Here is a 15,630-nt window from a genome sequence, read left to right on the forward strand (position 1 = left end):
AGGTGTCAGTCAGATCCATCCGGCTCGGCATTGGTGTTTGCTTTTTTACCCAACAAGCTGCTGGAAACGAAAAGTAAGGCACCGAGGACAATTGCAATATCAGCCAGGTTGAAGGCCGGCCAATGCCAGTCTCGCCAATAGAAATCAAAGGAATCCACAACATAGCCGCGAAAGACCCGGTCAATCAGGTTGCCCATGGCGCCACCGAGGATAAGACTGTAAGCGATGGCTTCTCCTTTATGACGATTTTCAAGGATCAGCTTGATCAGAAAAATCGAGACCACTACCGCGATTCCGATAAAAAAGTAGCGCTGCCAGCCTCCACCATTCGCAAAAAGACTGAATGCGGCACCGGTGTTCCATAGGTGCACCCAGTTAAAGAACGGGGTCACCGAAACATACTCGCCATAGGCCATTGATTGCTGCACCAGCCACTTTACAGCCTGATCAGACGCTGCCAGCAGGCCCGATATGGACAATAGGGCATACGGCGAGAGCTTTTTGCCAATAATGAGCATTATTTAACCCTTCAACGCCAAAATGCGTCTGGCACCGTTAAGTACAATGCCCCCCGCGATGGTGCCGATAATCAGATCCGGATAATTGGAACCGGTCCACGCGACCAGGGCGCCGGCGGTGATGACCCCCAGGTTGATCACCACGTCGTTGGCCGAGAATATCCAGCTTGCCTTCATGTGCGCCCCGCCTTCCCGATGTTTGGATATGAGCAGCAGACAACTGGTATTGGCAATCAATGCGACGAATGCGATAGCCATCATCACCAGCGATTCAGGCTCACTACCGAATACAAAGCGTCTCACCACCTCTACGAGCACGCCCACAGCCAAGATCAGTTGCAGTACACCAGCAAGATGCGCGGCACGTACCTGCATTTTCACGCTATGTCCAACCGCATAAAGGGCAAGCCCGTACACCGCCGCATCGGCAAAATTGTCCAGGGATTCTCCAATCAGGCCGGTGGACTGGGCGATCAGACCGGCAGTCATTTCCACCACGAACAGAAGTGCATTGATGCCGAGCAACCAGCGCAGGGTCCCGGATTCTTGCTTAGCAGAAGCTGCCGAAAACTCGGCGGCCTTGATGGTCTCCGGATTTGCAGCGACGGTTTCCTGAAGCGAGGCGCCTAGCCCCAAGGTCTTCAGTTTCGAGGTGACGGGCTCGACCTCGCCGTCATGCACGACCTTCAGCCGGCGGTTCGACAAGTCGAAGGACAGCGCCCGAATCTCCTCAAAGCCGTTCAGGGCTAGGCGAATCATTCGTTCTTCTGATGGACAGTCCATCTTCGGCACGGCATAAACACTGACCCATCTCCCTGGCGCCTCGGAGGAGGCCTGTATATCGGTATCCGCTGCGGACGTTGCATCACCGCCACAGGCGCCACCACAGGATTTGCTCATGATACGACTCCACTTGAACAATGTTGTGGTACCATTTAAAACTATAAAGCTACTATAAGGTCAATAGAGTAAAGAATCCGTTGGGGAGGAGGCTGATGCGCATTGGTCAGTTGGCGCAGTTGGTAGGGGTCGAAACACAGACGATCCGCTTCTATGAACAGCAGGGCTTGTTGCCGCCGCCTGATCGGCAGGACAACGGTTACCGTGTCTATACCGAGAAGCATGGTGAGGGGCTGGCCTTCATCCGTCGCTGCAGAATCCTGGGCCTGTCACTGGCTGAGATTCACGAACTACAGAGCTATCAGGACGACCCTCATCAGCCTTGTACCGCCGTCAACGCCTTGCTCGATGATCACATCTCTCATGTGCGGTCGCAGATAACCGCTCTGCAAGCGCTTGAGAAACAACTCGTTTCACTGAGAGCGAGTTGCAACGATGACCGGGAAGTTGAGGCGTGTGGGGTTCTTGCTGGAATTAGCGAAGGAAACATGCACCAGCAGTAGGTGAAGCATCAACCAGATAATCCGATGAGATGCCGGTCTGTCTCACTCTCATGCAAAGGTAAGATCAACCATTTAATCCGCTTACCCATTATTCCATGCCCATGAACACGAAAATAGTCAGCGTCATCGACGGAAAAATCACCCGGGCCGAATACAACAGTACCATGGGATTTTTTGTTGAAGTAACAGGAAAAGCCGGTGTTAAAACTCGCTATCTCCACCTCAATAAAATACTCGTTACTAAAGGGGCCAGGGTTACCCGGGGAGGCGCTATTGCGTTATCCGGTAACAGCGGACGTTCATCCGGTCCTCATCTGCATTACGAGCTGGTCATCAATAACAATCCTGTTAACTCACTGGCGTTCCGGGCAGCGGCACCCGCTGATAACAAACTTGAACAGCATGCCTTTGCGCATGCCAGAGACTACGAACGATACCTGGACTGATAACGGGGCCGCGACGCGGCCCCGTCTGACAGATTAATTTTTTTTATCGTTTTCACTTCCTTGATGTTGATGATCTCCATGTCCTCCGTGGCCGTGGAAAAGATGCATTAGCGGGCAGACCAGCAATAACAGATATGGCCAGTAACCTGCCACATGTGACCAGTGTTCGCGCAGGAGGGCAAATGCCGCGATCGCGGCGACAGCAATAAGCGCATAGGTGGTACTTTTCATACTGGACTCCTTCTGTTCGTAACAGCCCCTTCACTCAGTGTTATTTCCCGAGCCTGACACTTTTCAGACGCAACGCATTCACAATGACGCTGACGGAGGAAAGAGCCATGGCCGCCGCCGCAATAACTGGCGACAGCAGTATTCCATACACAGGATAAAGCAGGCCTGCAGCCACAGGCACGCCAAGTGCGTTGTAGATAAATGCAAAAAACAGATTCTGTCGGATATTTTTCATGGTGATCTCTGACAGATGACGGGCCCTGTTCAGTATCATCAGGTCGCCTTTGAGAAGGGTGACTCCGGCACTTTCAATTGCCACATCTGTACCCGTTCCCATGGCTATACCCACGTCAGCCGCTGCCAGCGCCGGGGCATCATTCACACCGTCTCCGGCCATCGCAACCACATGGCCAGACGCTTTCAGTCGGGTTATCACTGCTTTTTTGCCATCCGGCAGAATCCCGGCTTCAACCTCATCTATTCCCAGTTTCCGTGCGACTGCTTCAGCGGTAAGCTGGTTATCCCCGGTGAGCATAACGATGCGGATCCCCGCCTGACGCAAAGCTTTAAGCGCATCCGGCGTGGTTGCTTTCACGGGATCCGAGATAGCTATCAGGCCTGCAAGGTGCCCGTCTGTGGCCACATAGATAACGGTAGCACCTTCCATCCGCAACGTATCCGCAACGGCCTTTTGATTATCAATAACGATACTGTTTTCCTGCATAGCCAGTTCATTACCAATGACAACCCGTTGACCTTCGACATCGCCTGAGACACCTTTACCCGACGGCGCATTGAAATGAGTGACTGCGGGTATTGCGATCCCCTTTTCCTGTGCTGCTTTAACTACTGCCATACCCAGCGGATGCTGCGAGCCTTTTTCCACTGCGGCCGTTACACGCAAAAGAGATGTTTCCCCACCCGGATTGAGACTGATAATCCCTGTCACCGTCGGCGAACCTTCCGTGAGCGTGCCTGTTTTGTCGACAACCAGCGTGTCCACTTTTTCAAGACGCTCAAGGGCTTCGGCATTCTTAATTAACACCCCGGCCTGGGCTCCTTTGCCCACCCCCACCATTATCGACATCGGCGTGGCCAGCCCCAGCGCGCAGGGACAGGCAATAATCAGGACCGACACAGCCGCAATGAGACCGTGCGCCATCCTGGGCTCGGGCCCCCAGACAGACCAGATCATGAAAGCAACAACCGCGATAAGTATCACCAGAGGAACAAACCAGCCTGAAACGCTGTCAGCCATTCTCTGGATGGGGGCCCGCGAACGCTGTGCATCAGCGACCATCTGAACAATTCGTGAGAGCATCGTTTCATCACCGACTTTCTCTGCACGGATGATAAGACTACCTGTCTGATTAATGGTCCCCCCGATGACAGGGTCACCCTCCGTTTTGGTAACAGGCATAGATTCCCCGGTCACCATCGATTCATCAACGGTTGTTTTGCCTTCGACCACGATACCGTCGACCGGAATACTCTCTCCAGGTCTGATGCGGAGCTTATCGCCAGGCAGGACATCTTCCGCATTAATATCCGTTTCATGACCGTCTTGATCCAGCCGCCTGGCGGTTTTGGGGGCAAGGTTAAGAAGCGCAGTAATGGCACCTGAGGTTTGTTCCCGTGCCCGCAATTCAAGGACCTGTCCCAGCAGAACAAGCACCGTAATAACAGCTGCGGCTTCAAAATAAATGGCCACCAGGCCATCCATGTTTCTGAACGATGCAGGAAACCAGGAGGGGAAGACGGTTGCAATGACGCTGTAAACCCAGGCTACGCCGGTCCCCATTGCAACAAGGGTAAACATATTCAGGGAGCGGTTACGTAACGACATTCCGGCCCGGGCGAAGAATGGCCAGCCACACCACAAAACGACAGGAGAGGCCAGAAGTAACTGCAGCCATGTGTTGTACTGTGGCGGTACTGTATTCCTCAAAGCGGGAAACAGATGAGAACCCATTTCGAGTATCAGAACCGGAAACGCCAGCAACAACCCCAGCCAGAAGCGTCTTGTCATGTCGCGAAGTTCATCACTCGTCCCCGTGGATGCCGTAGCTACGAGCGGCTCCAGTGCCATTCCACAGACAGGACAGCTTCCGGGACCACTACGGCGTATCTCCGGATGCATCGGACATGTCCACACACCTTCAGAAATCTCTTTCTCCGCCTGGCGGTGAGACTGTTTTATCTTATCAGGGCTGACTTCATGGTGGTCGTGGTGATGGTGATGTTCACTGGCATCTTCGGTAAAATAATGATCGGGATGGGCTTTAAATTTGCTCTCACAGCTGGCGGAGCAGAAATAAAGCTGATGGTCCTGGTATCGAATGCTGCTGTGCGCCTTGTCAGGCAGGATGACCATCCCGCACACGGGATCTCTCACCTTATGCAATGCGTGACTCTCGTCCGGGGATGATGTCTGCTCAGAAGCAGTCTGGTTGTTATGTTCCACTGCATTGTCATTTTTCACAGTAACTCTCCTTATGCATATCTGAAGCATTTTCTGTCTTCAGGATATGTCATGGATGCGATTACCACGAATGCCGCCGGCATAAGAGTGCCTGCTGCCGGCGTCCCGTTATCAGCCGTTCCGCTGACTATTCGATTCGCTGGAAGACTTTTTTACTGCCCTCCGGTGAGAATGCGATAACATCGTAAGCCTCTTTTCGGGCCCCCATCTCCATTCCCGGACTTCCTGCTGGCATACCGGGGGTGGCGAGACCGTATATACCCGAACCAGACTGCATGGCCTTATGTATCGTTGCCGCAGGCACATGGCCTTCAATGATCAAATTACCTACAACCGCGGTATGACAACTTCGTAGTCCAGCAGGAACAGCATGCTTTTCTTTCAGGGCTGACAGCGCCTGATCATTCATGACGTGAGTTCGCACTTCGAACCCGTCTTTTTCCATCGCTTTGCCCCACAGGGAACAACAGCCACAGTTTTCAGATTTGTACATATCAATGACTTTTTCACTCGCCATTGCAGGCAGTGACAGGCCGAGAGCCAGGGCCATTAGAACCACTTTTTTCATACTCACCTCTGTATATTATCGATATAAACCCTGACGTCAGGGTGAATCAGTGCAGAAGGACGCCCACTGGGGGCGCCCTTTCAGGGTTATGACACGCTTTTTTTATGTCTGCGCAGCCAGATTAATTTGTAGGCGGCAGGAATAATGAACAGGGACAGCAGCGGAGCCGTGATCATCCCACCAATCATTGGCGCAGCAATACGGCTCATGACTTCTGAACCTGCGCCGGTTCCCCAGAGTATTGGCAGCAGACCCGCAATGATCACCGCCACGGTCATGGCTTTCGGCCGGACACGCAGTACGGCACCATGATAGAGGGCTTCATCAAGACCTTCCGGTGTGAACGTCTCTTTACGGGACAATTCCGGGTGCGCTTCAATGGCATGACGCAGATACATCAGCATGACCACGCCAAACTCTGCTGCCACCCCGGCCAGGGCGATAAACCCGGTTCCGGTCGCCACTGACATATGGAAGCCCTGCCAGTACAGGAACCATATTCCGCCAACCAGGGCGAACGGCAGGCTCATCAGGATCAGCAGGGCTTCGTCAACCCGGCGGAATGCCAGATACAACAGGATGAAAATGATCATCACCGTCATCGGCACCATCAGCTTCAGTTTCTTGTTGGCATGCTCAAGCAGTTCAAACTGTCCGGAGAATGCCACACTGGTTCCCGGTCTCAGTTTCACTTTCTCGCTGATGGCCGTCTTAATGTCGTTAACCACCGACACCATGTCCCTGCCGCGGGCATCAACATAAATCCAGCTGGCTGGCCGGGCATTTTCGGTTTTCAGCATGGTTGGTCCAGAAACGACGTTAATATCCGCGACATCGCCCAGCGTGATCTGCTGCTTCATCGGGGTCAGGATCGGCATCTGTTTCAGCGCCTGCGGACTGTTCCGGTAATCCTGCGGGTAGCGAATGTTAATAGGGTACCGGGCCACCCCTTCAACCGTCTCACCCACCATAGCACCTCCGATTGCTGAAGAGACGAACAGCTGGACATCACCTACCGTCATCCCGTAGCGGGAGGCTTTCTCCCGGTTGATATCGATATCGATGTAGCGCCCGCCCTCAAGTCGCTCAGCCAGGACAGACACCACGCCAGGCACGGTTTTGGCTACCGCCTCGATACTCTGCGCCGTCGCGTCGATATCGGACAGAACAGTCCCGGACACTTTGATACCTATCGGGCTTTTGATCCCGGTTGAGAGCATATCAATACGGTTACGGATAGGCGGCACCCAGAGGTTTGCCAGACCCGGTAAACGGACTGTCCTGTCGAGTTCTTCAATAATCTTGTCAATTGTCATGCCGGGACGCCACTGATCCTCAGGTTTGAGCTGGATCGTGGTTTCCACCATTTCGAGCGGCGCGGAATCCGTTGCGGTCTCTGCTTTACCGGTCTTGCCAAATACAGAAGCCACTTCAGGAACGCTTTTGATTAACTTGTCTGTTGTCTGCAGGAGCGCTGCAGCTTCTGCCGGAGAGACGCCAGGCAAGGTCGACGGCATATACAGCAGATCGCCCTCGTTAATCTTCGGCAGAAATTCACCGCCCACCTGACTCAGTGGCCAGATAACCGTGAAAATGGACAAGGCCGCAACCAGCAGGGTTGTTTTTGGCCAGTGGAGGACCCGCAGCAGCAAAGGATGATACGCTTTGATCAGCACCCGGTTCAGGGGGTTACTTGTCTCGGCAGGAATTTTCCCCCGGATCCAGAATCCCATCAGAATAGGAATGACGATGATGGCCAGTGCGGCCGCTCCCGCCATGGAGTACGTTTTCGTGAATGCCAGCGGGCCAAACAGACGACCTTCCTGCCCTTCCAGGGTAAAGATAGGAATAAAGGACAGGGTGATGATCAGCAGGCTAATGAACAACGCGGGTCCCACTTCCACGGAGGCGTCGGTAATCACCTTCCAGCGGGTGGCGTTGTCAATCTGCTCACCCGGATGCTGATGATCCCACTCCTCAAGCCGTTTGTGCGCATTTTCAATCATCACAATGGCGGCATCCACCATCGCACCGACGGCAATCGCTATCCCTCCCAGCGACATGATATTGGCGTTCAGTCCCTGGAAGTGCATGACGATAAAGGCGATACACAGGCCAAGCGGCAGAGAGATAATCGCCACCAGGGCAGAACGTACGTGCCACAGGAACAGAGCACAGACGATGGCCACCACGATAAACTCTTCCAGAAGTTTGGAACTGAGGTTATCAATCGCCCGGTCGATTAACTGGCTGCGATCGTAGGTGGTCACGATTTCAACGCCTTCCGGCAGGCTGGCCTTCAGCGTCTCCAGTTTATCCCTCACTGCCGTGATAACGTCGCGCGCATTTTTACCCGACCGCAGGATCACCACGCCGCCAGCGACTTCTCCCTGGCCGTTCAGCTCGGCAATACCACGCCTCATTTCGGGCCCGGTCTGCACGCGGGCAACATCCCGCAGATAAACCGGCACGCCGTTCTCGCCTGTTTTCAGGACGATGTTATTAAAATCATCAATGCTCTGAAGATAACCGCTGGCACGGACCATATACTCAGCTTCGGCCATTTCAACGGATGAGCCACCGGCCTCCTGGTTAGACGATTCAAGGGCCTGTTTCACTTCGGGCAGGCTGATACCATACTGAGACAATTTTACCGGATTGACCTGAATCTGGTACTGTTTCACCACGCCGCCAACCGAAGCGACCTCAGCCACGTTCGGGATGGTTTTCAGCTCAAATTTCAGGAACCAGTCCTGCAGAGAACGCAGTTCTGAAAGGTCGTGTTTTCCGCTGCGATCGACAAGGGCATATTCAAATATCCAGCCCACCCCCGTGGCGTCCGGACCGATTTCAGAACTCACACCGGCGGGCAGTTTTCCCTGTACCTGGTTCAGGTACTCCAGCACGCGGGAACGGGCCCAGTACAGATCGGTGCCGTCTTCAAAAATGACATACACATACGAATCACCGAACTGTGAAAAACCACGCACGGTTTTTGCGCCAGGCACGGACAGCATGGTGGTGGTAAGTGGATAGGTGACCTGGTTTTCTACAATCTGCGGGGCCTGGCCGGGATAGCTGGTTTTGATAATGACCTGCACATCTGACAGGTCAGGCAAGGCATCGACAGGCGTGTTAATAATCGTCCATGTGCCCCAGATGCTGAGAAACAGGGCCCCCATCATGACCAGGAAACGGTTGGCGACAGAGCGCCGGATAATCCATTCAATCATCGTCGTCTCCTCAGTGCCCTGAATGCATATTTACAGGCTGGTCAGACATTGCTGGCATACTGCTTTCTGTTTTTTCAGGGTGGCGCATACGTTCCAGTGCGCCCGTAATATTGGCTTCAGAGTCAATGAGGAACAGGCCACTGACCACCACGGTATCGCCTTCATTCAGGCCGGAGCCGATGCCGGACTGTTGCTGTGACTCATGCAGAACGTGGATCTGTTTCGGCACAAACTTGCCTTCATCATCAACAGTAATCACGCGCTGTTCTTTGCCGGTATCGATAACGGCCTGGCTTGGTATCAGCAGCATCTCCTGGCTCCTGGTATTCAGTTTCAGATAGGCATTCATGCCCGGCTTGAGAAACTCATCCTTATTAGAAACCTGGAGACGGACCTGAAGCGTACGGGTTGTCTGATCCACGCTGGGAAGAATGTTCCATTTTTCGACATGGAATGTTTTATCCGGATAAGCCGGTACCGAAATTTCAAACTGCGACGTATCTTTCAGCAGATAGGCGATAGATTCTGGCACTGCAGCGCTGATCCAGACCGGGTCCATTCCCTGAATCTGAGCCACCACCTTATCTTTCGAAATATTCATGCCGGTGCGCAGGTCAAATGCAGTAATGACGCCATCAATAGGTGCTTTAATGGTAAAACGGGTCTGGATGGTGCGGGTTGTACGCAGCCTTTGAATATCCTCTTCCGGCATACCAGCCAGACGAAGTCGCTCCAGAACCCCTTTTATCTGGGTTGGCGTACCGCCTGTACCGGATAACAGCAGGAACTCACTTTGTGCCTCAACCCATTCAGGAATGGTGATATCGATAAGCGGCGTGCCTTTCTTCACATGATCGCCAATCGTCAGGGGATACACTTTTTCGACAAAACCGTCAGAACGCGCCTGCACAATGACAAACTGATACTCGTTGTAACTGACATTAGCCGGGATTGTCTGAGAATAATTCAGCATTCCTCGCGTGACTTTTTGCGTTTTTAATCCCAGATTCTGAACCTGGGTTGGGTCGATACGGATCCCGCCACTGCTTTTATCGCCACTTTCATCAGCATATTTTGGCACCAGGTCCATATCCATAAAGGGCGATTTTCCGGGTTTATCAAATTTGGTATCCGGTTTCATCGGGTCATACCAGAAAAGTACCTTTTTCTCCGGTGCCTTTTGTTCTGTTTGTACTGTTTTTTGTGATGAGTTTACATACTGCCAGGCAGTAACCGATATCAGCCCTCCTGCTATGAGGCTGCTGATAATTATTGCAGCATATTTTATCTTTAAAGAAGCCATACAATTTCTCGCTGAAAAATCAAAACACCTGGCATATGCGCCCGATCATTCATTCACAGTAATCCCTTAATGAATGTTCAGGCGCACTGGATGTATTCGCTCCGGACTGTTAATCAGGATTGCGTCACGTTAATGCTTTTGAGTAAGGAGATATTGCCCTGCTGAATAAACGAGAAATCGACATGGTTGCCGGTTTTCAGGGCATTGATAGCGTCGTCTGCATTAACAAAAGTGAAGCGCATGGTCATTGCAGGCCAGCCCACCGCAGGGATTGCTTCGTGCGAAATGGTGATTTTTTTACTATTCATATCAATGTCTTTAACGACACCGGTGCCCTTGATAACCTGCTGTACCGAAGCATCACTGGCAGCATTCATATCGCCATGCTGATGTGTTTCAGCATGAAGACCGGCAGAGAACATGACAGAGAAGGCACCAAATAAAACGGCTTTAAGTGAATTACGCATTTTTAATTTCCTGATTAATTAAATAAATTTACTCTACCCAACCGCCACCCAGCGCGGTAAACAGATTAATTTCGTTAACCTGTCGGGAATAGGTAAGATCGAGAATGGTTTGCTGCGTCGCGAAGAGGGAACGTTCTGCATCCAGCACTTCGATGTAACTGACAGCACCACTTGCATACAATCCTCTGGCACGCTGTAGAGTTATCTGAAGTGAATCAAGATAACGCTGCTGTGACTCAAGTTGCTGGCTAAGGCTGTCGCGCAGCGCAAGCGTGTCGGAAACATCCTTAAAGGCTGACTGAATTTTTTGTTCGTAATTAACCACGGACTGTTGCTGGCGAATTTCAGCCAGCTTCAGATTGGCTTTGTTCCTGCCAGCATTAAATATAGGAATTTCAATTTTAGGAATAAAATTCCACATTCCACTTCCTGACGTAAAGAGGCTGGACAGCTCCGTACTGCTTGAGGAGAGACCACTGGTCAGGGTAATGGACGGGAAAAAAGCCGCTCGCGCTGCGCCAATATTGGCATCAGCCGCTTTCAACTGGTATTCCGCTTCCATAATATCCGGACGCTGCAGCAATATTTGTGACGACAGATTTGGTGGCAATTTTACTGGTGCGATCTCCCCACCTTTAATCCCTTTTTCTGACGGAACTGCGCGGTACGTTCCCAGCACCAGTTGCAGGGCATTGTTTGCCTGAGCCAGATCGCCTTCTCGTTTGGCTATTTCGGCGCGGGTACTTTCGATTTGCCCCCTGGCTTGTTCAAGCGCCAGAACGTTCGTACTCCCGGTCACCAGTTGTTGCTCAACGAATGCATAAGACTGTTCATAATTTTTCAGCGTTTCCCGCGCAATACGGAGTTGTTCGTACGCCAGTTGCTGGCTGAAATAGCTCTGTGAAACGTTGGAGACCAGCAGGATGTGTACGGCACGACGGGCTTCTTCGCTGGCAAAGTAGTTCTGGCGATCAGCCTCACTCATGTTCTTAAGTTTGCCAAAAAAATCGAGCTCATAGCTGAGCTCCAGACCCGCGTCGTACTCCTGTGTGGTCGGCTTGTCACCTTTCAGACCACCGTTGTATGTGATCCCGGATGAGGCATTCAGTTGGGGATAACGATCTGCATCCGTGACGTTGAACTGGGCCCGGGCCTCTTCAACCTTCAGGGCAGCCATTCTCAAATCACGGTTATTATTCAGGGCTTCACCGATCAGCCTGCTGACCTGGGGATCGACAAAAAAGTTTCGCCAGCCCGTATCCTGATAGCTGTTTACCGCAGGCGTCAGACTGTTTTTAGACAATGAAAACTGCTGGGGAACCGGAGCTGGCGGACGCTGATATTCAGGTGCCAGAGAAACACAACCAGCCAGGATGAATATGGTACTGATGCTGAGTAATTTTAATTTGAACATAACGCTTCTCGTACAGGCAGACCTGGTAAATGGTTCAAACGAAGTCCAGAGTATTGATAGGGGTACTTTACCTAACGCTCTCTGTTTGCCGGGTGACAGGATAATGACAATGTTGTCATTTTTGCTGTAATCCGTTGATAACGATCGTGGGCGCAATAGAATGACATTAGCAGCCAGCCGGGGAGCAAGATGAAAATATTGATCGTCGAAGACGAAATTAAAACAGGTGAATATCTCAGCAAAGGGCTTACAGAGGCAGGGTTCGTAGTGGATCACGCTGATAATGGTCTTACCGGATATCATCTCGCCATGACAGCCGAGTATGATTTAGTCATTCTGGATATCATGCTACCTGATGTGAACGGCTGGGATATCATCCGCATGCTGCGCACTGCCGGAAAGGGTATGCCGGTCTTACTGCTGACAGCCCTCGGCACGATCGAACATAGGGTCAAAGGACTGGAACTGGGTGCGGACGATTATCTGGTTAAACCCTTTGCGTTTGCCGAACTGCTCGCCCGGGTGAGAACCCTTCTGAGGCGGGGAAACACGATGATCACGGAAAGCCAGTTTAAGGTGGCTGACCTCTCGATTGATCTCGTATCCAGAAAAGTCAGTCGCGCCGGAAACCGCATTGTGCTCACCAGTAAAGAGTTCAGCCTGCTGGAATTCTTCATTCGCCATCAGGGAGAGGTTCTTCCCCGCTCCCTGATTGCCTCTCAGGTCTGGGACATGAATTTTGACAGCGACACTAATGCGATCGATGTCGCAGTAAAGCGACTCCGCGCTAAAATAGACAACGATTACGAGACAAAGCTGATCCAGACAGTCCGGGGCGTGGGCTACATGCTGGAGGTCCCGGATGCATAGCAAACCTTCCAGACGCCCTTTCTCACTCGCTCTGCGGCTGACCTTTTTTATCAGCCTGTCCACGATACTGGCTTTTATCGCCTTCACCTGGTTTATGCTGCATTCTGTTGAAAATCATTTTGCCGAGCAGGATGTCAGCGATCTTCAACAAATCAGCACCACACTGAACCGTATACTGCAGTCCCCGGTGGATCCGGATGATAAAAAAATAAGCAAAATAAAGGAATCAATTGCCAGCTACCGCAACGTTGCCCTTTTGCTCCTCAATCCCAGGGGTGAAGTGCTCTTTAGCTCAGCTCAGGGGGCGGCACTACGCCCGGCAGTGAATTCAGCAGATTTTAGCGAGCACAGCCGCGCACGGGATGTCTTTCTCTGGACGGTGGAGGATCCTGCGGGACCGATGGATACCGGGTCCGAAATGAAGATGGAAACATACAGGATTATCGCCTCCTCTGGTCAGGCGATATTTCAGGGCAAACAGCAGAACTATGTCATGCTGACTGGCCTATCCATTAATTTCCATCTCCATTACCTCGATGCGCTGAAAAAGAACCTGATTGCGATTGCCGTCGTGATAAGCCTGTTGATTGTTCTGATCATTCGAATCGCTGTCCGTCAGGGGCACCTGCCCCTTCGTAATGTCAGCAATGCCATTAAAAACATCACCTCCGAGAATCTTGATGCGCGACTGGAACCGACACGCGTTCCCATTGAGCTGGAGCAACTGGTTATCTCGTTCAATCATATGATTGGAAAGATTGAGGATGTCTTTACCCGCCAGGCCAATTTCTCTGCCGATATCGCGCATGAGATCAGAACGCCCATCACCAATCTGGTGACGCAGACTGAAATCGCACTGAGTCAGGATCGAACACAGAGGGAACTTGAGGATGTCCTCTATTCCAGTCTTGAAGAGTATAACCGGATGACCAAAATGGTCAGCGATATGCTGTTCCTGGCACAGGCAGATAATAATCAGCTGATACCTGACAGGGTCATGTTTGACCTCAGAGCGGAAGTCATGAAAGTCTTCGAGTTTTTCGAAGCCTGGGCCGAAGAACGCAATATCACGCTCAAATTTAACGGGATGCCCTGCCTGGTTGAGGGAGATCCACAAATGTTCAGAAGGGCGATCAATAATCTGTTATCCAATGCCCTGCGTTATACCCCGGAGGGACAGGCAATCACCGTCTCAATAAGAGAGCAGGAGAGCTTTTTTGACCTTGTGATTGAAAATCCGGGGAAACCAATCCCTGAAGAGCATTTATCAAGGCTGTTTGACCGTTTTTATCGGGTAGATCCGTCCAGACAACGAAAAGGAGAAGGCAGCGGCATCGGCCTTGCGATTGTGAAGTCCATCGTGGAAGCACATCACGGAAGAGTGCAGGTGGAATCGGACGTACGTTCAACTCGTTTTATCCTATCCGTGCCCAGACTGGAGAAAATGATTCCGGAAACCCAGTACTGAGAATAAAGATTTAAATGACAAAGATGTCATTAGCCTGTCATGCAGCAAACAGAAGCCATTCGATATAATTAGTGCAACTTATCAGGAAGGCATTATTACTTCATCCATACACGGCATCAGCACAAGCCAGGAGTTGTATTAAAGCCTCATCCTGGCGGAATAAGGTCTGTAGAGTTGTCAGTTGTACTACTGAGGACACAGATCGAAATTCACGGACATCACTAATTCAGAAATGGAGAGTTACCATGAAAAATATCGTCTTAGCATCAGTGTTAGGTTTGAGCTTAATTTCTACGGCCTGGGCCACTGAAACTGTAAATATCCATGAGCGTGTCAATAATGCTCAGGCTCCGGCCCATCAGATGCAGTCTTCTTCAACTCCAGCCGCCATCCAGGGGGCAGCTCCACGGATGGCCGGTATGGATCAGCATGAACAGGCTATTATTGTTCATGAAACCATGAACAATGGTTCAGCAGATGCACATAAAAAAATGGCGGAAAGTCATCAGAAGATGATGGGAACTGGCACCGTTAACGCTTCCCGTCCGGCGACTTCGTTTGCGGCGATGAATGAACATGAAAGAGCAGCTGTTGCCCATGAATTTACGAATAACGGTCAGTCCGGCCCCCATCAGGCTATGGCTGATGCACACCGCCGCATGATCAATGCGGGCTGATGACAACTGAAGTTTCCGTGCGGTTACCCTTTCCTTGATAGATTGTCCCTTATACGGATATGTTGTTATTTTTTGCCCCCTTCAGGGGGCTTTTTTGTCTGACTCAGCTAAACTTATCCGGTAACCATCTGAAAGGGTTTATTATATGAAAATCACAAATTCGCTTTTTGTTATACTGATGTTATCCCTGCCAGCGATTTCCGCAGAACATTCAGAAATGAAAATGTCAGATATATCCTCATCGGCATCGTCATCGTCATCGTCATCGTCACAGGAATATATGTCCGGCATGAAAGGTATGCATGACAAAATGATGGCCGCTGTAAAAGAGTCCGATCCCGACAAGGCTTTTGCGAAAGGCATGGTAGCACACCATGAAGGGGCAATAGCAATGGCTGAGACCGAGCTAAAATACGGAAAAGATCCGGAAATGAGAAAGCTCGCGCAGGACATCATTAAAGCTCAAAAAGGTGAAATTGAGCAGATGAATACATGGCTTGGTAATCAAAAATAATGATTGCGGAAATAATATATTGCGCGTACAATCAGA

General features: G+C 51.3%; 14 protein-coding genes and 1 pseudogene. 6 read left to right on the plus strand and 9 right to left on the minus strand.

The genetic code is table 11. The features are described 5' to 3' along the window. Positions 1–5: 5 nt before the first annotated feature. The gene (gene lspA / locus ECL_RS25880) at positions 6–518 is read right to left on the minus strand and encodes a signal peptidase II (protein ID WP_004863699.1); all 513 of its coding nucleotides are present in this window, start codon (positions 516–518) and stop codon (positions 6–8) included. Between the two features lie 3 nt (positions 519–521). Next, the gene (locus ECL_RS25885; RefSeq protein WP_004574643.1) at positions 522–1,418 is read right to left on the minus strand and encodes a cation efflux transmembrane domain-containing protein; all 897 of its coding nucleotides are present in this window, start codon (positions 1,416–1,418) and stop codon (positions 522–524) included. Between the two features lie 95 nt (positions 1,419–1,513). Here ECL_RS25885 and cadR point away from each other — a divergent pair, with 95 nt between their 5' ends. Together cadR and ECL_RS25895 are read left to right on the plus strand one after the other, a co-directional pair. Next, positions 1,514–1,921: a Cd(II)/Pb(II)-responsive transcriptional regulator gene (gene cadR / locus ECL_RS25890; RefSeq protein ID WP_004364961.1), complete on the plus strand. Its 408-nt coding sequence runs from the start codon at positions 1,514–1,516 to the stop codon at positions 1,919–1,921. Between the two features lie 12 nt (positions 1,922–1,933). Beyond that, a pseudogene (locus ECL_RS25895) lies at positions 1,934–2,367 on the plus strand (M23 family metallopeptidase); the annotation flags it as partial. A gap of 33 nt (positions 2,368–2,400) precedes the next feature. Here ECL_RS25895 and ECL_RS25900 read toward each other — a convergent pair. The 7 genes from ECL_RS25900 to silC all read right to left on the minus strand — a co-directional run bounded on the left by ECL_RS25900 (position 2,401) and on the right by silC (position 12,065). Then, a complete protein-coding gene (locus tag ECL_RS25900; RefSeq protein ID WP_000843497.1) occupies positions 2,401–2,598 on the minus strand; it encodes a DUF2933 domain-containing protein in 198 nt (65 codons plus the stop codon). Positions 2,599–2,638: 40 nt separating this feature from the next. After that, the gene (gene silP, locus ECL_RS25905; protein WP_129244003.1) at positions 2,639–5,110 is read right to left on the minus strand and encodes an Ag(+)-translocating P-type ATPase SilP; all 2,472 of its coding nucleotides are present in this window, start codon (positions 5,108–5,110) and stop codon (positions 2,639–2,641) included. A gap of 97 nt (positions 5,111–5,207) precedes the next feature. After that, positions 5,208–5,648, minus strand: a complete 441-nt coding sequence (locus tag ECL_RS25910; RefSeq protein ID WP_002436620.1) for a DUF411 domain-containing protein — start codon at positions 5,646–5,648, stop codon at positions 5,208–5,210. Between the two features lie 86 nt (positions 5,649–5,734). Then, positions 5,735–8,881 carry a Cu(+)/Ag(+) efflux RND transporter permease subunit SilA gene (silA, locus tag ECL_RS25915; protein ID WP_013087115.1) on the minus strand — a complete coding sequence of 1,049 codons (3,147 nt, stop codon included), beginning with the start codon at positions 8,879–8,881 and terminating at the stop codon, positions 5,735–5,737. Positions 8,882–8,891: 10 nt separating this feature from the next. Continuing rightward, positions 8,892–10,184 (minus strand): Cu(+)/Ag(+) efflux RND transporter periplasmic adaptor subunit SilB, encoded by a 1,293-nt coding sequence (gene silB, locus ECL_RS25920; protein WP_013087116.1) that lies wholly within the window; start codon positions 10,182–10,184, stop codon positions 8,892–8,894. 113 nt (positions 10,185–10,297) lie between these two features. Continuing rightward, complete coding sequence (gene cusF, locus ECL_RS25925; protein ID WP_001246153.1) at positions 10,298–10,651, minus strand: cation efflux system protein CusF; 354 nt, start codon at positions 10,649–10,651, stop codon at positions 10,298–10,300. A gap of 28 nt (positions 10,652–10,679) precedes the next feature. After that, complete coding sequence (silC, locus tag ECL_RS25930) at positions 10,680–12,065, minus strand: Cu(+)/Ag(+) efflux RND transporter outer membrane channel SilC (protein WP_001507116.1); 1,386 nt, start codon at positions 12,063–12,065, stop codon at positions 10,680–10,682. A 189-nt stretch (positions 12,066–12,254) separates the two neighbouring features. Here silC and silR point away from each other — a divergent pair, with 189 nt between their 5' ends. From silR to copM, 4 genes are all read left to right on the plus strand, one after another. Then, complete coding sequence (gene silR, locus ECL_RS25935; protein ID WP_000697968.1) at positions 12,255–12,935, plus strand: copper/silver response regulator transcription factor SilR; 681 nt, start codon at positions 12,255–12,257, stop codon at positions 12,933–12,935. Further along, positions 12,928–14,403, plus strand: a complete 1,476-nt coding sequence (gene silS / locus ECL_RS25940) for a copper/silver sensor histidine kinase SilS (protein ID WP_007374412.1) — start codon at positions 12,928–12,930, stop codon at positions 14,401–14,403. The genes silR and silS overlap by 8 nt, the downstream gene beginning before the upstream one ends. Positions 14,404–14,648: 245 nt before the next feature. After that, on the plus strand, positions 14,649–15,080 hold the full coding sequence (gene silE / locus ECL_RS25945; protein ID WP_007374411.1) for a silver-binding protein SilE: 432 nt from the start codon (positions 14,649–14,651) through the stop codon (positions 15,078–15,080). 145 nt (positions 15,081–15,225) lie between these two features. Beyond that, positions 15,226–15,594: a CopM family metallochaperone gene (copM, locus tag ECL_RS25950; RefSeq protein WP_013087117.1), complete on the plus strand. Its 369-nt coding sequence runs from the start codon at positions 15,226–15,228 to the stop codon at positions 15,592–15,594. The last annotated feature ends 36 nt before the right edge of the window (positions 15,595–15,630 follow it).

It is taken from the genome of Enterobacter cloacae subsp. cloacae ATCC 13047 (genome assembly GCF_000025565.1).
Classification (GTDB): domain Bacteria; phylum Pseudomonadota; class Gammaproteobacteria; order Enterobacterales; family Enterobacteriaceae; genus Enterobacter; species Enterobacter cloacae.